24 protein-coding genes and 1 pseudogene are annotated in these 23,360 nt (G+C 69.9%); 8 read left to right on the top strand and 17 right to left on the bottom strand.

Features of this window, described 5'->3' with window-relative positions:
• The first annotated feature begins 188 nt into the window (after positions 1 to 188).
• Positions 189 to 1,049: a DUF427 domain-containing protein gene (locus OG956_RS35870; RefSeq protein WP_330342197.1), complete on the top strand. Its 861-nt coding sequence runs from the start codon at positions 189 to 191 to the stop codon at positions 1,047 to 1,049.
• Positions 1,050 to 1,297: 248 nt separating this feature from the next.
• Here OG956_RS35870 and OG956_RS35865 read toward each other — a convergent pair whose 3' ends face one another.
• Entirely contained in the window at positions 1,298 to 2,446 is a 1,149-nt protein-coding gene (locus tag OG956_RS35865; protein WP_330342196.1) for a PP2C family protein-serine/threonine phosphatase, read from the bottom strand.
• A gap of 392 nt (positions 2,447 to 2,838) precedes the next feature.
• Here OG956_RS35865 and OG956_RS35860 point away from each other — a divergent pair, with 392 nt between their 5' ends.
• Complete coding sequence (locus OG956_RS35860) at positions 2,839 to 3,438, top strand: TetR/AcrR family transcriptional regulator (RefSeq protein ID WP_330342195.1); 600 nt, start codon at positions 2,839 to 2,841, stop codon at positions 3,436 to 3,438.
• A gap of 239 nt (positions 3,439 to 3,677) precedes the next feature.
• On the opposite strand, the gene OG956_RS35855 is transcribed toward OG956_RS35860, so the two are convergent.
• The 3 genes from OG956_RS35855 to OG956_RS35845 all read right to left on the bottom strand — a co-directional run bounded on the left by OG956_RS35855 (position 3,678) and on the right by OG956_RS35845 (position 6,168).
• Positions 3,678 to 4,313, bottom strand: coding sequence for a TetR/AcrR family transcriptional regulator (locus OG956_RS35855; RefSeq protein ID WP_330342194.1), 636 nt, complete (start codon positions 4,311 to 4,313; stop codon positions 3,678 to 3,680).
• A 75-nt stretch (positions 4,314 to 4,388) separates the two neighbouring features.
• Complete coding sequence (locus OG956_RS35850) at positions 4,389 to 5,339, bottom strand: SDR family NAD(P)-dependent oxidoreductase (RefSeq protein ID WP_330342193.1); 951 nt, start codon at positions 5,337 to 5,339, stop codon at positions 4,389 to 4,391.
• Between the two features lie 85 nt (positions 5,340 to 5,424).
• The gene (locus OG956_RS35845) at positions 5,425 to 6,168 is read right to left on the bottom strand and encodes an SDR family oxidoreductase (protein ID WP_330342192.1); all 744 of its coding nucleotides are present in this window, start codon (positions 6,166 to 6,168) and stop codon (positions 5,425 to 5,427) included.
• A 373-nt stretch (positions 6,169 to 6,541) separates the two neighbouring features.
• On the opposite strand from OG956_RS35845, the gene OG956_RS35840 reads away from it, so the two are divergent.
• Positions 6,542 to 7,282, top strand: a complete 741-nt coding sequence (locus tag OG956_RS35840; RefSeq protein WP_330342191.1) for an SDR family oxidoreductase — start codon at positions 6,542 to 6,544, stop codon at positions 7,280 to 7,282.
• A 28-nt stretch (positions 7,283 to 7,310) separates the two neighbouring features.
• On the opposite strand, the gene sigJ is transcribed toward OG956_RS35840, so the two are convergent.
• Together sigJ and OG956_RS35830 are read right to left on the bottom strand one after the other, a co-directional pair.
• On the bottom strand, positions 7,311 to 8,225 hold the full coding sequence (gene sigJ / locus OG956_RS35835; RefSeq protein WP_330342190.1) for an RNA polymerase sigma factor SigJ: 915 nt from the start codon (positions 8,223 to 8,225) through the stop codon (positions 7,311 to 7,313).
• Between the two features lie 265 nt (positions 8,226 to 8,490).
• Positions 8,491 to 8,832, bottom strand: a complete 342-nt coding sequence (locus tag OG956_RS35830) for an ANTAR domain-containing protein (protein ID WP_330342189.1) — start codon at positions 8,830 to 8,832, stop codon at positions 8,491 to 8,493.
• Between the two features lie 132 nt (positions 8,833 to 8,964).
• Here OG956_RS35830 and OG956_RS35825 point away from each other — a divergent pair, with 132 nt between their 5' ends.
• Positions 8,965 to 9,918 carry a helix-turn-helix transcriptional regulator gene (locus OG956_RS35825; RefSeq protein ID WP_330342188.1) on the top strand — a complete coding sequence of 318 codons (954 nt, stop codon included), beginning with the start codon at positions 8,965 to 8,967 and terminating at the stop codon, positions 9,916 to 9,918.
• A 225-nt stretch (positions 9,919 to 10,143) separates the two neighbouring features.
• Here OG956_RS35825 and OG956_RS35820 read toward each other — a convergent pair whose 3' ends face one another.
• The 4 genes from OG956_RS35820 to OG956_RS35805 form a co-directional block, all read right to left on the bottom strand.
• Entirely contained in the window at positions 10,144 to 10,548 is a 405-nt protein-coding gene (locus tag OG956_RS35820; protein WP_330342187.1) for a hypothetical protein, read from the bottom strand.
• Between the two features lie 56 nt (positions 10,549 to 10,604).
• Positions 10,605 to 11,243, bottom strand: coding sequence for a hypothetical protein (locus OG956_RS35815; protein WP_330342186.1), 639 nt, complete (start codon positions 11,241 to 11,243; stop codon positions 10,605 to 10,607).
• A 42-nt stretch (positions 11,244 to 11,285) separates the two neighbouring features.
• Positions 11,286 to 12,014, bottom strand: coding sequence for a YqjF family protein (locus OG956_RS35810; protein WP_330342185.1), 729 nt, complete (start codon positions 12,012 to 12,014; stop codon positions 11,286 to 11,288).
• Between the two features lie 258 nt (positions 12,015 to 12,272).
• A complete protein-coding gene (locus OG956_RS35805) occupies positions 12,273 to 13,226 on the bottom strand; it encodes a hypothetical protein (protein ID WP_330342184.1) in 954 nt (317 codons plus the stop codon).
• A 96-nt stretch (positions 13,227 to 13,322) separates the two neighbouring features.
• Between OG956_RS35805 and OG956_RS40320 the strand changes: the two are divergent.
• Positions 13,323 to 13,620, top strand: a pseudogene (locus OG956_RS40320) (hypothetical protein); the annotation flags it as partial.
• 10 nt (positions 13,621 to 13,630) lie between these two features.
• On the opposite strand, the gene OG956_RS35800 reads toward OG956_RS40320, so the two are convergent.
• Positions 13,631 to 15,214: an MFS transporter gene (locus OG956_RS35800; protein ID WP_330342183.1), complete on the bottom strand. Its 1,584-nt coding sequence runs from the start codon at positions 15,212 to 15,214 to the stop codon at positions 13,631 to 13,633.
• A 12-nt stretch (positions 15,215 to 15,226) separates the two neighbouring features.
• Positions 15,227 to 15,925, bottom strand: a complete 699-nt coding sequence (locus tag OG956_RS35795) for an SDR family oxidoreductase (RefSeq protein WP_330342182.1) — start codon at positions 15,923 to 15,925, stop codon at positions 15,227 to 15,229.
• A 104-nt stretch (positions 15,926 to 16,029) separates the two neighbouring features.
• Between OG956_RS35795 and OG956_RS35790 the strand changes: the two genes are divergently transcribed.
• Together OG956_RS35790 and OG956_RS35785 are read left to right on the top strand one after the other, a co-directional pair.
• Positions 16,030 to 16,521 (top strand): winged helix-turn-helix transcriptional regulator, encoded by a 492-nt coding sequence (locus OG956_RS35790; RefSeq protein WP_330342181.1) that lies wholly within the window; start codon positions 16,030 to 16,032, stop codon positions 16,519 to 16,521.
• Between the two features lie 114 nt (positions 16,522 to 16,635).
• Positions 16,636 to 17,190 (top strand): PaaI family thioesterase, encoded by a 555-nt coding sequence (locus OG956_RS35785; protein WP_330342180.1) that lies wholly within the window; start codon positions 16,636 to 16,638, stop codon positions 17,188 to 17,190.
• Positions 17,191 to 17,284: 94 nt separating this feature from the next.
• Here OG956_RS35785 and OG956_RS35780 read toward each other — a convergent pair whose 3' ends face one another.
• Both OG956_RS35780 and OG956_RS35775 read right to left on the bottom strand, forming a co-directional pair.
• The gene (locus OG956_RS35780) at positions 17,285 to 19,396 is read right to left on the bottom strand and encodes a SpoIIE family protein phosphatase (protein ID WP_330342179.1); all 2,112 of its coding nucleotides are present in this window, start codon (positions 19,394 to 19,396) and stop codon (positions 17,285 to 17,287) included.
• Positions 19,397 to 19,649: 253 nt separating this feature from the next.
• Positions 19,650 to 19,820: a hypothetical protein gene (locus tag OG956_RS35775; protein WP_330342178.1), complete on the bottom strand. Its 171-nt coding sequence runs from the start codon at positions 19,818 to 19,820 to the stop codon at positions 19,650 to 19,652.
• Between the two features lie 170 nt (positions 19,821 to 19,990).
• Here OG956_RS35775 and OG956_RS35770 point away from each other — a divergent pair, with 170 nt between their 5' ends.
• Complete coding sequence (locus tag OG956_RS35770; protein ID WP_330342177.1) at positions 19,991 to 21,046, top strand: zinc-dependent alcohol dehydrogenase family protein; 1,056 nt, start codon at positions 19,991 to 19,993, stop codon at positions 21,044 to 21,046.
• Between the two features lie 976 nt (positions 21,047 to 22,022).
• Here OG956_RS35770 and OG956_RS35765 read toward each other — a convergent pair.
• The 3 genes from OG956_RS35765 to OG956_RS35755 all read right to left on the bottom strand — a co-directional run bounded on the left by OG956_RS35765 (position 22,023) and on the right by OG956_RS35755 (position 23,147).
• Positions 22,023 to 22,631, bottom strand: coding sequence for a DJ-1/PfpI family protein (locus OG956_RS35765; RefSeq protein WP_330342176.1), 609 nt, complete (start codon positions 22,629 to 22,631; stop codon positions 22,023 to 22,025).
• A 112-nt stretch (positions 22,632 to 22,743) separates the two neighbouring features.
• Entirely contained in the window at positions 22,744 to 22,944 is a 201-nt protein-coding gene (locus OG956_RS35760) for a tautomerase family protein (RefSeq protein WP_330342175.1), read from the bottom strand.
• The gene (locus OG956_RS35755; RefSeq protein WP_330342174.1) at positions 22,941 to 23,147 is read right to left on the bottom strand and encodes a tautomerase family protein; all 207 of its coding nucleotides are present in this window, start codon (positions 23,145 to 23,147) and stop codon (positions 22,941 to 22,943) included. Before OG956_RS35755 ends, OG956_RS35760 begins: the two co-directional genes overlap by 4 nt.
• Positions 23,148 to 23,360 lie beyond the last annotated feature (213 nt).

Genomic DNA, 23,360 nt, shown 5'->3' with positions numbered 1-23,360 from the left:
CTTCGCTGTGGAGTCCGCGTCCTCACCCGTAGGCCGTCCGGGCCTGCTTCCGCCGGACCGAGGCTCACGCCTCCCGCTGCTCCTGCACGCCCTGACCCTCGACAACGAACCAGACAACGAACCACCCGCCCGGGGTGCGGACCCCCACTCGCCCCACACCCCGCATCCCGCACCCGGAAGGACCCGCCATGGGACTGTCCTGGCAGCAAGGCCCCCTCTCCGCAGGCGCCATCGGACACTTCCTCACGCCCGACCCCCTGCCCGAACGCCTCCTGTACGCTGAGCGGCTGCGCCGTCGTATGCGAGTGAAGTTCAACGGCACCTGGATCGCCGACAGTGAGAACGTGATCCTTCTCCACGAACCGGGCCGCTACCCCGTCGCCTACTTCCCCCGCGAGGACGTCGACGCACATGCCTTGGTCGCCGGCGAGAAGGTCACCCACCACAAGGATCTGGGCGACACCGCCTGGTACGCGGTCCGCGCGGGCGACCGCACCACCGAACGCGCCGCCTGGGAGTTCACCGCGCTGCCCGGGTACGCCGCTGACCTCCAGGGTCGCATCGCCTTCGCCTGGCGAGCCATGGACGCCTTCTACGAGGAGGACGACCGCATCCTCGGACATGCCGCGGACCCCTACCACCGCATCGACATCCGGAACACCTCCCGCACCCTGGAAGTCCGACTCGGCGACGAGGGGATCGCCCGCTCGGAGCACCCTCTCGTGCTCTTCGAGTCCGGGTTCGCCCCGCGCTGGTACGTCCCGCGCGCCGACATCGACGAGTCCCGGCTCCGCCCGGTCGCAGGCCAGACCTTCTGCCCCTACAAGGGCCTGTGCGACTACTACGACATCGGTGAGGCGCACCGCGCCGCCTGGTCGTACCGCAACGCCTACCGGGAAGTCGACAAGATCAACGACCTGGTCTCCTTCGAAGCGGACAAGGTCGAGGTGTCTCTCGACGGCGAGCGGCTGCACCCCGAGCCCGGGCAGAACGTCATCTCACACGGTGTCGACCGCGGCCTGGACATCGACGAGGTCACAGCACGCTGACGCGTGCCGGAACCGTCCACACCCCCGGGGAGGCGTCGCCGGACCAGAACCCAACGCGCTCCTTCGGTCTCATCCCGCACCCCAAGGCCGCCCGCTTGATCACCCTCGCCGAGGACTGCACACCCACCCTCCGTCGAAGGCCGCTCCGGTGTACGGCTCTGGGCCGGGTGCGCGCTCGCCCGACCCTGGAGTCCCCTGGACGTCCACACCAGCGCGCGGAACGCCCTCGGCGAGCCGGTCGTCGGCGGTCAGTTCCTCATCTGACCCCTCACACCCCTGTGCGCGACAGGTGCCGGTGCGTTGCGGCTGGACACTTCAAAAGGGCCGGCACCATGTTCGCCTTCTTCGTTGAGCCGTTCAACGAGGAGCATCGCGGCGTCATCGGCCAGGTAGCCGTGCGTGTGACGGATCAATTCCTGGTGCAACTGTTCCAGGAACTCCGACGGGGTACAGGGGTGCACCGACTCTGTGGTCTCGGATAGCGCGAAGAAGTCGCCGTCGGGGCTGCGGGCTTCGATCACGCCGTCCGTGTGCAGCAGGAGACGGTCACCGGGTGCGAAGGGGTAGCTCTCCGCTTTGGCAGGCGGGTCGGTGATGAATTCTTCGAGGCCCAGGGGCGGCAGCGAGCGGTCGGAGGTGAGGGCCTGCGCCTTGCCCTGGCGGAGCACCAGCGGCGGCGGGTGGCCCCGATTGACCACATGGACGACGGACGTGTCCGATACCTGAGCCACGAGAGCGGTCACGAAATCCTCGGTGTGATGGCATTCCTCGTCGTGCCCCACAGCGCTGATCGCCGCCCGCTCGCGTTCCAGCGCTGCCGCGCAGTGATTGACCACCTCCACCAGATCCTCGTCATAGTGCGCAGCCTCCCGGAACGCGCCCAGCACGGCTGCGGCCAGGCGCACGGCGGGCAGCCCCTTACCGCGGACGTCGCCCACGATCATCCGGACCCCGTACCGGGTGTGCACCGCCTCGTACAGATCACCGCCGATCTGCGCGCCCGTCTCCGCCGCGACGTACATACTGGCCATCCGCACGGGCCCCAGCCGTGGCGGCACAGGCCGCAGCAGAACACGTTGTGCCGCCTCGGCGACCCGGCGAACCTGGTTGAGCTCACTCTCTCTGCGCGTACGTACGGCATTACTCATCGTGACGCTTGCTGCCGACACCAGGAACAGGGAGATGAGATTGCTGGAGGCCTGGCCACCCCAGCTGTCGTGGATGGTTGCCGTGATGACGGTGACGGTCAACGCTCCAGCAGCTGCTGAAAGGGTGCCTTTGGGACCCCACGTCAAGGAAGCCAACGCCGGCATGGCGGCTAGAAGAGGGCCCGTGATCAACGCATGCGCAGGGGAAAGCTCGATCCCCAGCGCCAGCAGCACGATCACAAACGGCACGCACCGCGCGAGTCTGAAGAGAACCGGGCTACGACTACCCGCCGCTGGTGGGCCAGATGGGCGGATGAGCGACCGCATGGCTACAGCCTGCCTCGCCGACGTCGGGTGTTCCACCCGGCGCCCGGCGAACTGCCGGAGCAGGTCCCTGACACGGTTCACGACCGAGAACGGTCCCCATGAACCCCCTGCTCAGGCGACGCGAGATCGCCCACCACATACGTAGCGCAGGGCAGGTGTCACCACCACGCCGGCCAGCAGTTCAGCGGCGTCGGCAAGGTCCCCCACGGCCCAGTCAGTCGCCCAGTCGTTCGGTCACCAGGCGCAGGGCTCGCCGTAGAGTTCAAAGGTTACTAAACGGTCACCCCTAGCGCCCCCGCCCTCAGGAGCCCCGCATGCCTCGCCCGCCCGACCCGGCCAAACGACGCGCTCTTCTTGGCCGTGTCCGCGCCTACGTGCTGCGCAACGGCCTCTCAGACCTCTCGCTACGCCCGCTGGCTCAGGCCCTGGGCACCAGCGACCGCATGCTGCTCTACTACTTCGGCACCAAGGAACGCATGATCGCCGAAGCCCTCGCCCTCTACGAACGTCGGCCCCTCCTCCGCGTCCGCGACTTGCTGAAGAACGGGGGCTCTCCCACGGACGTCGCGGGGCTGCGCCGCTTCATGGAGAAGCTGTGGCGGCAGTTCAACGAACCCGACGTACGCGCCGCGCTCCCTCTCTACCTGGAGATCATGAGTGCCAGCCTGCTTCACCCGGACCGCTACGGACCGGTCATGCGCGACATCGTCACCGAGTGGTCGGACCTGCTCACCTCGGTCTTCCGCGACCTGGGTATGCACCAGGACCGAGCCCGGGTACAGGCCACCCTCCTCACCGACGCCTGCCTCGGCTTCCTGATGGCCCCGCTCGCCGACGGCCACTGGGACCGAGCCGACGCGGCCTTCCACGCCCTCCTCGACACGCTCGAACCAGGGTGGCACGTCACAGCATGACGCCCACGGGGCTCGAGCGCGGTCAACCACTGCCCCACCGCGACCCCGTGACATCATCAACGGCCGACGCCGCCCCCATGGGCCGCGATTGGTGACCAACCCTGCCGGACACCGGCTGCAGATCGGTCTGGCTCTTCGCGGGTGCTCGACAGGGAGGCTGAGCTGCGGTAACCGGCCGGGAAGCCCGCGCGGAGCCGGTGCCCTCGGCGCTTGCCGCGGTCGCCGCCGGCCGGGCGGCCTCAGCGGCCCGGCGGCCTCGCGCTCGACGGCGTGATCCCGTCGATCAGGTTGGAGACCAGCGCGGTGATGAACGCGTCGGTCACGGGCTCGTCCGGGATGAGCAGCCGGTGGTACACGGCACCCCACAGCTGGTCGACGATGACCTGGACGTCGACGTCCTCCCGGATCTGGCCCTGCTCCTGGGCGCGCATCAGACGCTCGCCGGCGAGGCGGCGCCGTTCGCTCGAGTACAGGGAACGGAAGGCCACGGCCAGGTCCTCGTCGGTCTGGGACTGGCCGATCAGTTCGGTCACCACCCGCCCGGCCGGGGTCGCCGTCATGACGCGTGCGAACGCGCGCAGCTGACTCAGCAGATCGGCGCGGATGTCCCCGGTGTCCTCGAACGCCAGGGTCTGCTCGACGGCGTGGAAGTAGCCGTCCAGGGCCAGGGCGCCCTTGGACGGCCACCACTTGTAGAGCGTGGTCTTGCTGACACCGGACAGGCGGGCCACCCGCTCGAAGGTGAGATCGGCGATCCCCTCCCCCAGGAGGATCTCCCCGACCACGCGGAAGACGTCCGCGCGGACCTCGTCGGCGGGCCGGCGGCCGCGCCCGCGGGCCGGGCGCCCGGCCACGCCCTCGGCCTGCTTCGTCACGATGCCTCTCCTTCGCTCGTCCGAACCGGATCAGTGTAGGGAGCCACGCGGACCTCGCGCCTTCCCCACAGCCGGTCAACCGGTCCTCGCGTCGGCAGGCCGGGATGCCGGTGCGGCCGGGCCGGGCTCAGGACCGGTCTCCTTGATCCGGAGGAGTTCGCCGAAGCCGAGACGGGTGACGAAGTCTTCCTGGGCGCGGCGCAGCACTTCGTTGACTTCCTCGACACCGGCCTGACTGAAGTCGACGACGGTACGGAAGGGCCGGGTGCCGTGCGGGAGGGCCAGTACACGGGTGATCTCCTCGGCCACGGCCCGGGGGTGGGCGTCGGCGCCGGGCGGGAACAGTCCTTCCGTGGCCTGCTCGTTGCGCGCCACCATCGGATCCAGCTCGGCGTACGCGCGCGTGCGCTCGCCGTCGCCCGCGCGGCCGGCGTTGGGAAAGTGCTCGGTGCCCTGGGTGAAGGGGCCCGGCATCACGATGGTGGTCTCGATGCCGAACTGGCCGACCTCGTAGGCGGTGACCTGGGCCAGCGCGTCGGCGGCGAACTTCGATGCCACATAGGGGCCCAGGAAGGGCGGCACCACGACCGAGGTGGTGCTGCCGACGTAGACCAGGGTGCCGGAGCGACGCGACCGCATGTGCGGGAGGGCGGCCCGGTTGACGCGCTGGATGCCGACCGCGTTGATGTCGAGGAGGCGGTGGATGTCCTCCGGGGTGAACGCCTCGACGTAACCGACGTAGAGGTGTCCGGCGTTGTGGACGACCGTGTCGAGCCGTCCGGCCTCGTCGAGGACGGTGGCGACGGCCGCGTCGGCCGAGGCGTCGGACTGCACGTCGAGTTCGACGACGCGGATGTCCTGTCCCTGGCTGCGCCCGAGTTCGAGGAGTTCCTCGGCGCGGCCGGAGTTACGGCCGTGGATGTCGCGCATGCTGGCGTAGACGGTGTGGCCGGCGGCGGCGAGAGCGCGGGCGGTGAGGTTGCCGATGCCGGTGGCGGCGCCGGTGACGAGAACGACCGATGTCATGGCTTTTCTTCCTGTCCGGAGGTCGGTTTCGGGCCAGCGCTCGGCGCTGTCGGTGCTTCGGCGGCGGTGCTTTCGCCGGCCCGCGTCAGGCGAGGCCGCCGTTGGAGAAGAGGACCTGTCCGTTGACCCAGCGGGCGGGGCCGGCGAGGAAGGCGACGGACTCGGCGATGTCCCGCGGCTCGCCCAGGCGCTCCAGCGGGGCGGCCTTGGCGAAGCGGGCGATCGCCTCCTCGTCCTTGCCCTCCAGGAACAGCGGGGTGGCGACCGGGCCGGGGGCGACCGTGTTGACGGTGATGTCCCGGCCGCGCAGCTCCCGGGCAAGGATCAGGGTGATGCTCTCGACGGCCGCCTTGCTCGCCACGTAGGCGCCGTACGTCGGGAGCTGGGTGCGGGTGACGGACGTGGACACGTTGATGATCGCGCCGCCCCGGCGGACCCGGCGGGCGGCCTGCTGGGAGACGACGAAGGTGCCGCGGATGTTCGTGCGGTGCATGCGGTCGAGGTCGTCCAGGTTCAGCTCGGCGATCGGCGCGAGCACCATGATCCCGGCGGTGTTGACCACCACGTCGATGCCGCCGAACGCCGTCTCGACGGCGTCGAACGCGGCCTGCATCTGCTGCTCGTCGGCGACGTCACCGCCGACCGCGAGGGCCTGACCGCCGGCCGAGGCGATCTTCCCGAGGAGGGCTTCGGCCTTGGCCTTGTTCCCGGCGTAGTGCACGGCGACGGCGAAGCCGTCCGCGGCGAGCCGCTCGACGACGGCCTGGCCGATGCCGCCGGTGCCGCCGGTCACGAGTGCGACGCGCGGGGTGGTGACAGAGGTGCTCATGGTCTTCCTCCACTGGATGTGAACGCTTAGTCCATATAAACACAATATGAACGCGCCGTCCACATCCCTGCGGCGGTTTCACGGTGGCAGCGATCAGGCATGGCATGCCGGGCTCGGTGGCCGGGTACACGGCGGCCCTGCCGTCCGGTCCGGAGAAGTGGCCGGTTCCGTGGGCGAACGACGCGCTCAGGCCGGAGGACGCGCTCAGGTCGAAGGCCGGTACCAGGACCGACCGGCCCGCCCATGTCCGGGCGTCGACGCTGTCACAGACGCAGCTGCTGCCCTGTCTTGTTGATGTGCGCTTGAACGCACCGGGTCCGGCGCGGTGTCGCCGGAATCCGTCGGGAAGCCGAATCAACGAACGGAGACAGTGATGAAGATCGTGGTCGTCGGCGGTACGGGGCTCATCGGCTCACAGGTGGTCGCGCTGCTGCGCGAACGCGGTCACGAGGCCGTGGCCGCCGCTCCCTCCACAGGCGTCGACACCCTCACCGGTGAGGGCCTGGCACAGGCTCTCACGGGCGCGGACGTGGTCGTGGACGTGCCGAACTCCCCCTCCTTCGATCCAGAGCCGGCGCTGGACTTCTTCACCCGCTCGGAGCGGAACCTGACCGAGGCGGAGAAGGAGGCAGGTGTCCGCCACCACGTCGTGCTCTCCATCGTCGGCGTCGACCAGGTGCCGGACTACGGCTACTACCGGGCCAAGGTCGCCCAGGAGGAAGCCGTGCGCAACAGCGGCGTTCCCTACAGCATCGTGCGCGCCACCCAGTTCTTCGAGTTCATCGCCCCGGTGATGGACATGACCACGGAGGGCACGGAGGTGCACCTGCCGTCCCTGCGGCTGCGTCCGATGGCCTCCGCCGACGTCGCCGCCGCCGTCGCCGCGGCGGCGCTGGGCGAGCCGTCGTACGGCGTCCGCGACATCGCGGGACCCGAGGTCGTGCGGCTCGACCGGCTCGGTGAGATCACCCTGGCGGCGAAGCCGGACGGCCGCTCCGTCGTCACCGACGAAGCCGCGAGCCCGTTCGCGGGCATGCCCGACGGGGTTCTCATCGGCGACGACACGGCCCACCTCGCGTCCACCCGCTACGAGGACTGGCTGAAGCAGAGCTGACCGGTCCCCCCGACCGTCGTCGGAGCGACTACGGGTGTCCCGTGGGTCTGCGAGTCGACCGCTCGTAGGCCCTCAGCTTTTCGGGCGCCAGGACCCAGTACAGCCCGTCTATACCGTCCGGTCCCACGGTGACGCTCACGAGAGCGACCGTGACCCCGTCTTGGACGAGCAGCAGGCTGGGCCGGCCGTTCACCTCGGCCACGCCGTACTCGGCCCCGGGGAAGAACTTCTTCGCGAAGGCGCTGACCCTGGCCACGCGCTCGGCTCCCACGATCTCCACCCGTGCCACACCGCGCATGCCGTTCCCGTCCGCGTAGGCGACGACGTCCGCCGACAGCACGCTCTCGAGCGCGGCGACATCGCCGTGCTGCGCGGCGGCGACAAAGGCCTCGACCAGCCGTCGGTGCTGGGCCGCCTCGACGGGTTCCCGGCGCTCGGCGGACAGGCGCTTGCGGGCCCGGCTGAGGATCTGCCGCGTGTTGGCCTGGCTCAGCTGGAGCATGTCCGCGATCTCGGCGTACGCGTAACCGAACGCCTCCCGCAGCACGTAGGCCGCCCGTTCCACGGGGTTCAGCTTCTGAAGGACCAGTAGCACGGCCAGCTCCAGCGCCTCGCCGCGCTCCGCGCCGACCTGTGGATCCACAGTGGTGTCCACGGGCTCCGGCAGCCACGGCCCCACGTACGCCTCACGGCGAACCCGCGCCGACTGAGCCACGTTGATCGCCAGACGCGTGGTGATCTTCGCCAGGAACGCCCCGGGATCCCGCACCGCGCTCCGGTCGGCGCTCTGCCAGCGCGGCCACACGTCCTGCACCACGTCCTCGGCCTCGGACACGCTGCCCAGTACGCGGTAGGCGATACCGAACAGCTGCGGACGCACTCGCTCGAACACGTTCGCCGCTTCGTCGAGGGAGTCGTCGGTGAGCTGCTGTTGCTCGTCCATGGTGCCGATGCCTCCGCAGGTCAACCGCCGTACCCCCGGGTGAGCGTACCCCCGGCGCGAGGACGGCCCGCCCGCTGCGATCCTACGGCGGCCGCATCTCCCGCGTTCGCCGCGTCGGGCTGTCACAAAGGGGAGGCCGTCTTGTCCTTCACGTGGACGCCTGTGCCGCCTCCGCCGCCCAACGCGCATGCGGAGCGCGCCCCGTCCGCACGGGCCGCACCCCCTCGTTGCACTTGGCGCGCGGTCGAGCCCCGCCCCTCCCTCCTCAGCGCACCGGCCGGCCGCTCATGGCGTCGTTCTCTCCGGTGGCGGCGGAGTCCCGGGCACGGGCCACCGCCGCGGACAGGGCCCGCCGGACACCCGGGGGAAGCTGCCTGCTGGACGGCCAGTCCACCAGGCAACGGGCCACCTCGCGGAGTTTGATGTTCGTGTGCTGGGAGACCTCCCTGAGGACGTCCCAGCCCTGCTCGGGCCGGAGCCCGCCGACGGAGATGACCACGCCGATGGCCTGGTCGATCACGGCGTGCGAGGCCATGGCCGTGCGCAGCTGGGTCACCTCCTCCTGGAGCGCCGCCAGCTGGTCCGTCCTCTCGTCGCGTCCGATCATGCCGCTCACCCTCGACGCGACGCCGGGCCTGCGCCAGCCATCAAGCGAACGACTTCGCAAGCATCCGGACGAAAAACGAAAATTACCTGGTCAGCGCGACATGTTCGGGTGATTCGGGGGGAAGCGCGAGGCATGGACACGCTCACCTTCGACAGCGCGGATCTCGAAGTCACCGAGGACTTCCTCAGCCGCGCCTACGCCCGGATGCGCATCGGCAGCAGCACCCCCGACGCCGGCCGGGCCCAGATCCGGCGCACCGCCATCGCCCCGGTGAGCGTCGACGAACTCACCCTCGACTTCGAAATGAGCTACTCGGTCACACCGCTCGGCCGGATCTGCCTGTGCCTCGTGCACGAGGGAACCGTACAAGACCACCACTTCCAGGGCACCCAGGACACCTTCGGCCCCGGCGACGTCGTCCTGTTCGCCCCACCCGACCTGCCGTACTCCGGACGCATCTGCCACGCCCGCTACAACATCACCATGCTCGACCCCGCACTCCTCGCCCAGGTGGCCGCCGGCCCCGACGACACACGGCCGGTACGGCTCACCGGACACCGCCCCCGCTCAGCCACCGCGGCCGCCCACCTGACCCGGACCATCACCCACCTACGCGACTCCGTCCTGGCCGACCCCGCCACCGCCGACCAACCCCTCATCGCCACCACCGCCGTGCAACACCTGGCCGCAAGCGTCCTCAACACCTTCCCCAACACAGCCCAGCCCGAACCCACCCCGGCCGACCGCCGCGACGCCCACCCCGCCATGCTGCGCCGCGCACTCGCCTACATCGACGACCACGCCGACCAGCCGATCACCATCGCAGACATCGCCACCGCCGCCCACGTCACCGCACGCGCCCTGCAATACGCCTTCCGCCGACACCTGAACACCACCCCCCTGGCCCACCTGCGCCGCGTCCGGCTCGCCCACGCCCACCAGGACCTGACGACCGCCACACCCGACAGCGGCGCCACCGTCACAGCCATCGCCGCCCGCTGGGGCTTCCACCACCCCGGACGCTTCGCCACCCTCTACCGCCACACCTACCAACGCACCCCACACACAACCCTGACCAACGGCTGACCACGAACACGCACCCCGAAACCGCGCCGAGCACCGCTCCCGAACACGACACCGGTGACGAGGGAACCACGTCACCTTGGACGGGACGCTGCTCGTGCCGAAGCTGGGCGCGCCAAGTCACGGGCCGTAGCAGCCGGCTTCCGGTCGGCACCGCATGAGCGGCTCCCCGGCGGGTCTGGGTGGGCCGTACCCGGCTTCGCCGTGCGGCGTGCCGGGACATGCCGCTCATCGTCGCCGGCTCCTGGCCGCTCCCTCGTTCGTCGGCCAGGCGCTGCGCAGCCAGGCGGCGATCCAGCCGATCTGCATGGCAGCGTCGAGGAGGTACGTCGGCCGGATCCGTCCCTTGGGCACATAGACCAGGTCGACGGCCAGCAGGGTCATTGCGGTGCCCAGGCCGATACAGCGGGCGTGGGCTCGGCCCTGTGGGGCCGGCGCCGCCGTCAGCTGCGCGAGCCCCGCGGAGACCAGCAGTCCGCCCGACGTCATCTGCAGCCAGTCGTCGGTCTTCCGCCCGAAGACCCACTCGAAGCTCCGCAGATGAACCAGCGGCCACAGCCCGCCGACGACGTTGAAGGCGCCGTGCGCGACCGCGAGCCCATCCGCGGATTCCCGCGCTGTCGACCTGCGCAAGGCTTCTCCTTTCTACGGACGGCCCGCCGGGTACCCCACCCCAGGGGCGGCATCCGTCACTCGGGTCCGAGGTCGACGGTCGTCGTGACGCGGGTGAGCGCGGGTTTCCTCGGCACCGAACCGAAGCCGAAGCGCACGGGTGGTTCGACGGGGGCCGTCACCCCCAGACCGACGCCCTCGAAGATCCCCGACACGAGGCGGATCGGCCGTAGGTCCCGAGCGCCGTACCACTCCCGGCGGCCCGCACGGGCACTCCCCCGGGTCCGCACTCCGGGCAGCAGCAGCCGGGCCGGTACGTCCGTGAGCGCACTCCACGCCGGGGAGCGCGCGAGCGGGCCGGGCACGGCGCGCAGCAGCAGGCCCGGAAGCCCGCGCCGCCCGGGGAGGAAGCGCAACTCGAGCGAGCCCGCCGTCACGCTCCACGTATGGTCCATGACGCCGACCCGCACAGGCACGACGCGCACGGTGTCGAAGACGTACGTGGCGCCGATGAAGTCCGCCGTCTTCCGCGTGGGGGCCAGCAGGATCCGCTCCCCGTCGACCCGTTCCAGCATCACATCGCTGAACGCGCCGAACGGTGACTGTTGCCAGTGTCCGAGCACGACACGGGTTCCGGAGGAGGTGCCCAGGCCCGCGATCCAGCCCTCGAAGCGCAGCCTGCGCCGGCGCGCGGCCCGCCTGCGCACCCGGTTCATCGCCAGGGATCCGCCGGGGCAGACCCGCACGGGGGACCGTCGTCAGGAAGCCGCCGCTGCCGGTGGGCAGGGCAGTGAGGCTCCCATCCGCACATGCCTGACTCCTTCCGAGAAGTGCACCACCGGCTCACCGGAGGGGACCGGAAGGCCGACCGAGCTGGTGAGCGTCTCCTCCAGCACCTCCAGGCCGGCGCCGGCCAGCGGCCACGGTTCGTGCTCCACGAGCGTCTCCCAGAGCAGGCCGAGCCGGCGCGTGTACGCCCGCCAGCGCGAAGTCAGCCACACGTCCCGCTCCGTCGGCCGTTCGATGGGCGGGCCGGGGCGCACGGCGAGACGGTAAGAGGCTCCCCCCGCCCATCTCCGCCCGGAGTAGACGAGGGTCGTCTCCCGCCTGGTGACGTCGAGGGCGCCCAGGTGGTAGGGCGCGCCGATTCCTCGCGCCGCCAGCATCAGCGGGGAGGCGACCTCGAGGGACAGGAACCACAGCCCGTCCCGGCCGCTGGGGTGCCGCACGTAGGTCCTCAGGTTGGTCTCCGCGAACGTGGGCAGACCGGGCAGCCGGGCCGGTACGCCGGGCGGGCGTACGTCCGCCATCACGAACGGCGTCAGCCCGACCCATGCCGCACCCCCGTACTCGTCCACGACCAGAGGCTCGGGCACCAGCGCTTGCACTGCCTCCACCGGGTAGGACCAGTGGACGAACGTCTGCGTCAGCCAGCCCGCCCGCAGGGCCGGCAGCCGCACCCGCTGCTCCGCACCGTAGGCCACCACGCACCGCGAGTCCCCGCGCCCGGCCAGGGAAAACGCACGGTGGGCGCAGGCGGCCCGCAGGATCCGCAGTGCGGGTGGGTACGTATCCCAGTCGTTCGTACACTGCGCGTGCCCGGGAGTTGTCTTCCACAACGTGCCGACACCGGCCATGACCTGGTCCCCGGACCGCACTCGTGGCTCACCGGTCACCTCGAAGGGCCGACAGCGGGTCCGACGGCTGCTGTGTGTCGTGCCGCCGCGGACATGCCGTCGGCAGTGTCACGACACGGGCTGTTCACGGCGGGATCCGAAGGATACGGGGTGTCCATCGCGGTTCAGGATGTAGAGGTCCCAGTTGTCGGGGTCGCCGATGTAGACGTACAGCTTCGGGTGTTCGCGGGTCCCGTACACGTCCCAGGTGTCCATGGGGCACTCGTCGACAGACACGTCCACCTCCTGGGACCATGGTCCGGTGCCTGGCGTGTACTCCCAGGTACCAGTGCCGGTGCACTTGTGCACGACCGGCTCCAAGATGTCGTCGGAGTCGTCGAACGTCTCGACACCGATCGCCGTGGCCCTGCCATCCGCCGTGAGAATGAGGGTGCCGCCTCTTGCGTCGGACCACGTCCCGGCGACCTGCTCCCTGCTCAGCCGCGGAGGCTCGTATCCGATCCCGGCCCGCAGGCCGATGCCGGCGAGCGTGCCGGCGGCGACGACAGCGAGCGTCCCGTACAGCGCCACCCGCCGGAACATCGCACCGCCCGAGAGCCACGGGCGGTCCACCAGCAGCGGCCTTCGGGCGACCAAAGCTGTCGCAGTGAGCGCCGCAGTCACCACCAGCCACACCCCGAGGCCCGCCAGGAGACCGGTCCGCGCCAGCACCGCCGCGGCAAGGACGAAGGGAGCAGTTCCGGCGGCCGCCGGTGCCGGAACCCACCACCACGTTTCGCGCCCCGACAACCGGCGGCCGAGCCACCCGGCCGCACCCAGCAGCGGCATCACCACCCCGACCGACAGCAGGGCCCCGAACGCAGCGCCCGCAGCCGCCACGAACGGCGCGATCACGACCAGGAAGATGACCGACATCGCGTCGTAGCACAGACCTGGACGCTCCTGGGTCTGCGCCCACACCACGAACGCGATCGCACCGATCACAGCCTCGACGAACAACACCGACATCGAAGCCGCCAGCACCGCGCCGAACCTGTCCCCCACACCCGCCTGCCTCTGCACGGGCCACTTTTTTGAACGCATTCAAATCCCCTCCCGCCCCGGATCCTCCACCATGCGAGCAGGCCTCTGCAACCGGGGTCCCCGTGGCAACCATCGCTCTTCGACAGGGGCGTGCACGGCGTGGGAGGCGATCACCGCATCGTGGTCTCACAGCGCTTCACCGGCCGCAGCCCGGCCACCCGCGAGCACGTCATGGCCCTCGCGGGCCGCCCACTCGTCCGCCCCAGCCCGGTGCGCCTCCTGTCGCGGCCGTTCATCGCGGGCCGTTCACCGCGACTGGCACACCCGTCAGGGGTTCCGTGCACGTCACGCCCTGCCACGGCCGCCTGACACCGTCCCAGCCCCGTCGGCATCACCCCGCAGGAGAGTCCACGGTTCTCGGCGTTGCTCCTGAATGTCGCGCGTCACTTCCTCGTGACAGTGGTGTGGTGCGGTCGGTTGTGTACCAGCAGGGCCGAGGCGAGCGCCGCGCACAGGAACACGGCGGCGATGACGGTCAAACCGACGTGGACGCCGGAGGTGAAGGCGTCCCCGATCGCGGCGGTGACGTTCGGCGGTGCCGCTCGGTGGCCGCTGCTGCCCGTGGAGACGGCGTGCTGGACGGCGGGCCAGGCTGCTCGGGGGACGTGGTGGGCGTCGAGCCGCGCCGGCAGTTGGGACTGGAGCCGGCCGGCGAGGAGTGCGCCGAGGAGGGAGGAGCCGGTGACGGATCCGATCTGGCGGAAGGCGTTGACGGCTCCGGAGGCCATGCCGGCGCGTTCGTGGGAGACGCTGACCAGGGCGGCCGCGGTGCTCGGCGCGGCCACCATCCCGCTTGCGGCCCCGAAGAGCGCGAACAGCCACCACACCCGGGCGTACGGGGTGGTCGGATCCAGCATGGTGAGTGCGGCCGTGGCGGCGGCTCCGATGAGGAAGCCGACGGTCAGCGGGAGCTTGAAGCCGGTGCGGCGGATCACGCGTCCGGTCGCGTAGCTGACGATGACGTAGACGCCGAAGAAGGCCAGCAGCCGCCATCCCACGTCCAGGGCGGACAGGTGCTGGACGCGCTCGTAGAAGAGCACCGACAGGATGGCCAGTCCGGTGAAGCCGAACAGGGAGACGGCCGCGACGAACATGACCGCGCTGAAGGACGCCGACCGGAACAGGGTGATGTCCAGCATGGGTGTGCGGCCGGCGCGCTCGACGAGGACGAAGCCGGTCAGGGCCGCGGCCGCGACGATCCAGGCGATGAGGATCCGGGGGCCGGTGTAGCCGTCGTGTCCGCCTTCGATGAGGGCGTAGACGAGAGCGGCGACACCCAGGACGGCCAGGACCTGCCCGGGGACGTCCAGCCTGCCCTCGGGGCCCCGCGATTCGGCGACGAAGACGGCGGCGGCCAGGGTGACCACGGCGAGGACGGCGGTCGACAGGAAGACCGTGTTCCAGTGGAAGTGATCCAGCAGTGTGCCCGCGATCAGGGGGCCGACGGCGAGCCCGATACCGGAGGAGGCGGCCCAGACGGTGACGACTTCGGTGCGCCGGTGGGGGTCGGGGAAGGTGGCTCCCAGAATGGCCAGGCTGTTGGGCAGGATGAGAGCGCCGCCGAGGCCGGACACGAGCTGGCCGGCGATGACGCCTCCCGCCGAACCCGCCGCGTAGACGATGAGCGAGCCGATGATCATGATGGCGGCGCCGGTGGCGAAGGTGCGCTTGCGGCCGTAGAGGTTTCCGATGGTGCCCGCGGACATCACCAGACTGGCCACGAGCAGGGTGTACGCGGAGGGGATCCAGACAAGGCCGGTCGGGGAGACGTGCAGGTCGTCCTGGATGGCCGACAGGGCCGATACCGATGCGGTGATCAGCAGAAAGGTCGTCATGGCGCCCAGGCACATCGCGATGAGCGTGACGGCGGCGGCGAGCCGGGAGGGCTGGTTCGGGGAGGGCCGGACACCGGTTCGCCGGCCGGTCGGCCTGAGCCGGCCCGGGGCGGGGGAAGGAGCGGAAGTCATGGTGTCCTCGTCTCAGCCGAGCTGCGGGTAAAGGGCGGTGACGCCGCCGGAGAGGTCGGCCCGCACCTGGCGGCTGCGGTCGTCGACGACGATCTCGGCAGCCCCGGAGGCAATGCCGTCGACGGCCGCGCGGGCGACGTCCGCCGGGTCGGACTTGGGTCCGTCGACATGGCGGGCCATGTCGGTGTCCATGTAGCCGACGTGGAGTCCGGACACGGTGATGCCTCGGGGTGCGAGCTGCTGGCGCACCGTGTTGGTCAGGCTCCACTCCGCGGACTTGGCGGCGGCGTACGCGCCGACGGCGGGAAAGCTGATCCACGACAGCACGGACAGGATGTTGAGGACGGCACCTCCGCCCTGGGACTCGATCACGGGGGCGAAGGCCCGGATCATGCCGAGGGTGCCCAGGTAGTGGGTCTCCATCTCCAGGCGGACGGCGTCCCAGCTGCCGGTCAGCAGATCGGCGCCCGTGGAACTGCCCGCGTTGTTGATCAGCACCGTGATGTCACGGGCCTCTTCGGCGGCCGCGGCGACCGAGGCGGGGTCGGTCACGTCGAGCCGTATCGCTTTCACGCCGGGCAGATCGATCTGGTCCGGCCGACGGGCCGCTCCGTACACCGTGGCGCCACGCGCGAGCAGTTCCTGGGCCAGTGCCCGGCCGAGGCCGCGATTGGCCCCGGTGACCAGGACGGTTGCGCTGCTGATGTCCATGATTCCTCCCTCGGGATGTACCCCAGCTGACTTACGATTGAAGAAGTCAGCTACGACGGTATAGGCTGACTTTGCATGAGGCAAGCCAGGTGGAAGGTGGAGAGATGACGGACTTGCTGGAGGAACGGGACGCCTGGTCCATGGCCAACTGCTCCATCGCCCGGACTCTGGAGATCGTCGGCAACAGGACAGCGCTGCTGATCATGCGCGAGGCGTTCTTCGGCACACGCCGGTTCGACGACTTCGCCAAGCGTGTGGGCATCGGCGAACCCGCCGCCGCGGCGCGTCTGAAAGAACTGACCGCCGCCGGTCTGCTGGAGCGCGTCCCCTATCAGGAGCCCGGCCAGCGGACCCGGTACGCCTACCAGCTCACCCAGAAGGGCCGGGACTTCCGCGCCGTCATCGTGGCGCTGCGGCAGTGGGGCGACAGGTGGGCCGCCGACGAACAAGGCCCCCCCGTGGTCGTACGCCACAAGGACTGCGGCGCCCCGGTGCACGCGGTGCTCCGCTGCGACGACGGCCACGACGTTCCGATCGGAGACTCGTTCGTCGACGCCGGCCCGGGTCTCATCCGCGTCAGCCCGGACAGTCCCTGAGCGCAGCGCGACCGCAACACCCGGCAGGACGGCCCCGCCGCAAAAGCGGGGTCGCCTGTGCCATCGCCGACCGGCACGCCACACCGGCAACACACGCCTACGAGGAGCCGCCGCATGTCCGAAACATCGAAGAAGTCACTGAGCACCGACACGGCCGACCCCGCGGAAGCGGCAACGCACAGATCACGTGTGGTCGGCTGGGAAGACCCCGCCCTTTCCGCCGACGCCGTCCCCCACCACAGCGGTCTCGGCTTCCTCCGCGAGATCCTCGCCGGGCGCCTGCCCGCCCCGCCGATCGCCGCCACCCTGGGCTTCACCCTGGAGGAGGCCGAGCACGGCCGGGCGGTCTTCGTGCTGGTGCCGGGCGAGGAGCACTACAACCCGATAGGCAGCGTTCACGGCGGTGTCTACGCCACGCTCCTCGACTCGGCGGCCGGCTGTGCGGTGCAGTCCACGCTGCCCCAGGGCATGGCCTACACGTCGATCGATCTGACCTTGAAGTTCCTGCGCCCCATCACCGTCGACACCGGCAAGGTCCGCGCCATCGGCACCGTCATCAACAGCGGCCGCCGCACCGCCCTCGCCCAGGCAGAGCTCCGCGACTCCAACGACCGGCTCCTGGCCCACGCCACCAGCAGCTGCATGCTCTTCCCGGTCCCGGCCCACTGACCATCATGCCCGGCGGCGAAAAGTGCTCACATGGGGGGCCCACCCGGAACTTGCCGACTGTACGTGCTGCATCCGCCAGGCCTTCTCTTTGCTGTCAGCGCCCGTGGCCCGCGCCGTCGCCGAGGACGGATGCGTCGTCCTGAGCTGTAGCCGGGAGAGTCTGCTCGGTCCAGACGGTCTTGCCGTCGAGGGAGTACCGGACACCCCAGTTCTGTGCGAGTTGGGCGGTGATGAACAAGCCGCGCCCACCCTCGTCGGTGATCTTGGCGTGGCGCAGCCGCGGCGCGAGGGCATTGCCGTCGTGGACTTCACAGGTGAGCGTGCGGTCCTTGATGAGCCGCAGCTGCACGGGCGGTGTGCCGTAGCGGATGGCGTTGGTGACCAGTTCGCTGACGATCATTTCGGTGTTGTAGGCGGTTTCCTCGTCCACGCCCCACTGGGTGAGCTGTTCCTCGGTGTGGCTGCGCGCCACGGCGGCGGCTTTGGGATGGTGGTCGAGATGCCATGCGGCGACCTGATCAGCGGGGAATGTGTGGGTGCGGGCGAGGAGGAGGATGACGTCGCCGTGGCGGGTGTCGTTCCCCAGCCGGTAGAGCACGTCGTCGCACAGATCCTGCAGCGGCCGGTCAGCGTGGGCCAGCACCCGCCGAAGGGTGTCCGGGGACTGGGAGGTGTCCAGGAGAGAGGGGGTGTAGAAGGCGAGGACGCTGCCGTCGGTGACAGAGACCGTGGTGGCAGCGAAGGGAGGTCCTTCGGTACTGCCCAGGGCAGGTCCGCTCGGCAGGTGAGGGATCTCGGTACTCCCGTCGGGATGGGCGATCACGGGTGGGGGGTGGCCGGCCAGGGCGATGGTGCAGGTCTGGGCGAGCGGGTCGTAGACCGCGAACACGCAGCTTCCCTTGAGCGGCATGGGGTCGCCAGGCGGCAGAACCGCGCGTTCCTGGGCCAGGCGTACGGCGGTGTCGTTGAGGCGGGCGAGGAGTTCGTCGGGCTCCAGGTCAAGCGCGGCGAGGGAGTGCGTGGCGGTCCCTATCTGTCCCAGGGTGGTGGCCGCGTGGATGCCTTGGCCGCCTACTTCACCGACCACCAGTGCGGTGCGGGCACCGGACAGGGCGAACGTGTCGAACCCGGCGCCTCCGCCCGTTTCGGAGGGCACCAGCAAGTGGGCGGTTTCAACGGTCCTCTGCGTCGCAGCCCGGTGGAGCAGCAGGTGGCGCTGAATGGTCAGGGCGATGGTGTGTTCGCGGGTGTAGCGGCGGGCGTTTTCGATGCACAGTGCGGCGTGAGCGGCCACTGCGACGGCGAGGGTGACGTCCCCCTGCTCGTAGGCGTCGCCCCGGTCGGTGCGGTACAGGCTCATCAGTCCCAGCACGGTTCCCCGCAGAGTCAGGGGTGTGGTGATGAGGCTGTGGGCACCGGAGGCGCGGATAGCCTCGGCGCGCCGCGGGACGGCGGCCAGCCAGGGCGTTTCGGGGCCCAGGGCGACCAGGCGGGGCTTGAGGTCGGTCAGCGTCTGCGCGTACGGCGTCGGGAACGGCAGAGCGCGCACGTCACCCACCGGATGCGCCTGAACCTGCTCCTCCCCGCCACTGCGACAGAAGGCGGCTCGGCGCAGCGGCACCTGTCGTCCGAGAGGACTCGGCGGAGGGTCCTCCCCGCGCACCACCGCCTCCACCACTTCCACCACGGCGATGTCGGCGAGGTCCGGCACCACGGACTGCACCAGTTCCTCGCAGGTGGCCACCACGTCGAGGGTCCACCCCACGCGCTCGCGCACCGAACCGAGGACGCGCAAACGAGCGCGTACCTTTTCGCGTTCGGTGACATCGAGTATCTCCGTCAACACCCCCAAGACCTTCCCCTGGGCCTGCTCGAGGCGGGACACCGAGACGGAGAGCAGATACTCGGGCCCCGGCGCACCCTTCGGACGCACCCCCACCAGGCGCCCCCGTGCGGGCTCGCCGCTCTCCAGCACGCCGCGCAGGATCGCCTCCACCTGACCGGGCGCGGAAAAGTCGTACACATCGGTGAGATGCCGGCCCACGACGTGCTCAGGGGGCACTCCGCGAGAGACCGGTGTGTCGACGTTGATTCGCAGGATGCGCAGTTCCGTGTCCAGGACCATCAGGCCGGTCGGGGACTGGTGGAACAGCGCTTCCAGTACTGCGGCACCCTCGAGGGGCGAAAAGGCTTCGTTGTGCGCCACGGCAACCCACCTCCCCTATCCAGCCTGCTCCTGGCTCCTGCGCGCCGCTCCCCCGCGTTCCGAGACGTGTCGGAGCTGCCGCCGGTGTGGCCTCAACAGAGGAGCCTCCCCCCTCAGCACCCATAGGGCCTCCCCCTCCAATGACGAGTCGTGTACGAAGGCACCCGGGTTCGCCCGCGCCTGCCTCACGGCCGGCGGAGGCTCGGCGCGGTGTGGGTGGCGGCGCCGGCGCGTCTTCAGCGACCGGCAGCGATCAGCGCAGGGCGTCGAAGGGAGCAGAGGACTTGTCGGCGCGCGCCGCGATCAGCGTGCCCTCCCAACGGTAGGCCGCGTCCGCGCCCAGGTTTCCCACCAGGCATCCGCGGGCGAAGCCGCCGACGACCGTGTCCGATTGTCCCGTCGCGAGCCTCGCGTCAGGAGGCATGGCTGGTTACGACATGACAGCGCTCGTGAGGGAGCGCAGGCTGGGAGGAGTGCAGGGGTGACGCCTGGCGATCGCCCAGGCGATCAGGCGAGACGAGCCGTACATGTGGCGTCGAGGCCCGCCGCAGGTCGCGTCGTTCCTGAGACGAGAGGTCGCTCATGCGGCAATCCATGCGCGCGCTCGTGGCCGGAGAGGTCGGCGAGCCGAACGATGTTCTGCGTCTGGAATCCCGGCCGGTTCCCACGCCAGGTGTCGGCCAGGCGTTGATCCGTGTGCAGGCGACTCCGATTCACGCCAGCGATCTGCACGTAGTGCGTGGTCGCTACGGCTTCTCTCCCGAGTTTCCCACTGTCGGGGGGCACATGGAGTGCGTGGGCCGTATTGAGGCCCTGGGCCCGGGGACCGAGGGACTGAAGATCGGCGAGCGCGTGGTGGTCGCCGCCGTCCCGGCCGTACCCGAACCCGATGTGACCGGCACCTGGCAGGAATACCTTGTTGCCGATACGCACCGGCTTCTGACGGTCCCCGACCGTCTGAGCGACTCCAGCGCCTGTCAACTCGCTGTCAACCCGCTGACCGCGCTGCTCCTGGTGGCGCGCGAACTCGACGTACAGCCGGGGGAATGGCTGTTGCAGACGGCGGCGGGCTCCACCGTCGGCCGGCTCGTCATTCAGCTGGCCCGGCATCTGGGAATTCGCACGATCAATGTGGTGCGGCGGCGCGACGCCGTCGACGAGATCAATGCGCTCGGCGGCGACGAGGTCGTCTGCACCGAGGACGAGGACCTGCTGCAGCGTGTGACCGAGATCGCCGGACCGGCCGGCGTGCACAAGGCCATCGACTGTGTCGCGGGTCCAGTAGGGGCCCAGGTGTCCCAGGCCCTGGCTCCGGGAGGAGAGGTCGTGGTCTACGGCGCGCTCTCCACCCATCGGCAGAACGACCCCGCTGCGCTGACGATCCCACTGCCCGCGCGCTCGCTCGTCTACGAGGCGAAAGTGGTCCGTGGCTTCTGGCTGAACCGCTGGTTCGGCACCGCCTCACCTGCGGATGTGCAGGACGCCCTGTCCGAGGTTCGTACTCTCGTCACCGATGGAGTGCTGTGCATCCCCGAGGGCCGGCCGTTCCCGCTGGAACGCTTCACCGAAGCCATCTCGTTCGCCGAAGCGCCCGCTCACGGCGCCAAACCGCTCTTCGTCTTCGACGACAAGGCCGAAGACGGCGAGTAGGCGGCGGTTTCCGTAAAGCGGCTTCCCGCGGCGAGTGCAGGGGGGCATCTGATCCGTAGTGCGACAGAGCTTCGTTGCTGCACCGCCACCGGCGGCGCCTTGCTGTCTGCTGAAGTGGATGTCGCTGAGGCCGATCGAGACCATGACCTGCTCGAGGATGGGGTAGCCATCGGCGTCGCGGCGGTAGGCCCGGCGCTTGGTGGGCAGCACGATGCCGTCCGCTTCCACGCAGTCGTGGACGTACTGCGCGGCGGCGAACCCACCTGCCACGTCGACGTGGTAGTCGTGTCGGCGCAGCAGCCGGTCGGGGCCGAAGTAGAAGTCCTGGTGGGTGCTGTGGCTGACGATCTCTGGCGGGAACGTGGCGCGCAGCCCACGCCAGAGTTCGTCTCCTTCCCGCCACGGCTCGATCTCGGTGACCGTGAATCCGGGCATGGCGAGCAGGAACGGCGTGGTGAGGTAGGTCCACAGGGCGTAGCCGTTGAAGTAGGCGCGGTCCAGTGCGTCCCAGGGGGTCTCCAGAGTGTGGCCGCTGAACGACGACCGTGGGTCCTCGCGTTCGGCCACCACTCGCCCGTCGATCTTGTCGATACTGACGCGTCCGGGTGTGAAGTCGGTCTTCTGGTCGGGGGCGCCGAAGGGTCTGACCGAGGCGTGCTCCTCGTGGAGGAGAACGGTCATCTCGCGGGGCGAGGGATCCTGCGGCAAGCCTTTCACGGCGAACAGATGCCCACCGCTGACGAGGGTGGCTCGCGCCTGAGTCAGCCGGCGCCGGCGCGTGTTCCCGCCGTGGGCTTCGATCGCCTCGGTGAGTAGTTCGTTCATGTGGGTCTCCTGAGCCGCGGCGCCCTCGCAACGCCCGCCCACTCGAAGTGAAGATGAGGCGGTCGATACAGACGGTTCGCAATGCGTTGGCCCATGACCAGGCGGCTTCACGAGGATGGATGTTCGTTGGACCGAGACTGGTCACGAGACGTCAGCGCGGTGCGACCGCGCCCGTGTGAACGGCGCGCATGGCGCGCTCGATTGTCTCCAGGTTTTCACCGACCGGAGCAACGTAGTCGATGACGTCGCGCGCGGCGTCCTCCCCGAGCATGCGGGTGATCACCCAGGTGGCGAGGTACTGGGACGCCAGACAGCCTCCTGCCGTGGCGATGTTCCCCTCGGCGTGGAACGGCTCGTCCAGCACGGTGACGTCACAGGCTTCCACGAAGGACCGGGTCTTCATGTCCGTGCAGGCGGGCATGCCGTCCAGCAGTCCGAGCCGGGCGAGCACCAGCGCGCCCGAGCATTGCGCGCCGACGAGCTGCCGTGAAGGGTCGAGCGGCAGCCGGGAGATCAGCCGGTCGTCGGCGACCACGTCTCGGGTCTTCACGCCACTGCCGATCAGCACGACCTCGGCGTCGGTCACGAACTCCATGGGGCGCTGCCCCGTCACCTCGACGCCGTTCATCGACGTGACCACCGGCGTGGGCGTGGTGATGAATGCTTCCAGACCGTCCCTACGACATCGGTTGATCAGCGCCGATGCGATGAAGCTGTCGAGTTCGTTGAACCCGTCGAAGGTGACCACCGCTACCTGCATCTCATCTCCTTCATGCACAGCATTGGATCAGCACTCTTCCCTGGCGCGCCGTTCCGGGCGGTAGCCAGGTCGCGGCCGGCTCGGATGCGGCAACCCGCCGCGCGGCCGTGGTTCACCAGCGTGGGGCGCCGTCGGCGAGTTGGAGTTCGCCCCGGCCGAAGGAGAAGTTCTCGTTCGGGACAGGGATCAACGCGATGAAGACGTCGTCGGGCGAGACGCCGAGTGCCTCGACCACCAGTTTGTTGATGGCTGCCGCCACTGCCCGCTTGTCCTCCACAGGGCGGTGGGCCCCGAGCTGCAGCGTGATGATCACGGCATCGCCGCTGCGCTGCATTCCCACATGAACGTCGGATCCAGGAAGAGCTCGTTCTCGCCATGCTCACTGATCATGATGAACCGGTCACCCTCGGGTATCCCGAGGGCCTCAACGAGTGACCGGTTCAGCGCATCGGCGAGAAGGCGCTTCTTTTCCGGGGAGAAGCGGTGGGCGGGGATGTGGGCGTTGAAGACGGGCATGGGCTGCTCCTCGGGAGTTGCGGTGCCGGCTTGTGCGGTCCGGGGCGATCGATCGGCTCCGGACACGGTGAGGACGGGACGACGCGGGGGCTGCTCGCGCTCCCTGCACAGCCGAAGGGAGCTGATCAGGCTTCTGGCCACCGGTCGAAGGAGATCCGTGGGTCAGTGCCGACCAGCTAAGGCTCCATCTGGAACCCAGGCGGCGTCAAGGCT

It is taken from the genome of Streptomyces sp. NBC_00557 (assembly GCF_036345995.1).
Lineage (GTDB): Bacteria > Actinomycetota > Actinomycetes > Streptomycetales > Streptomycetaceae > Streptomyces.
This window is presented reverse-complemented; position numbering and strand designations above follow the sequence as displayed.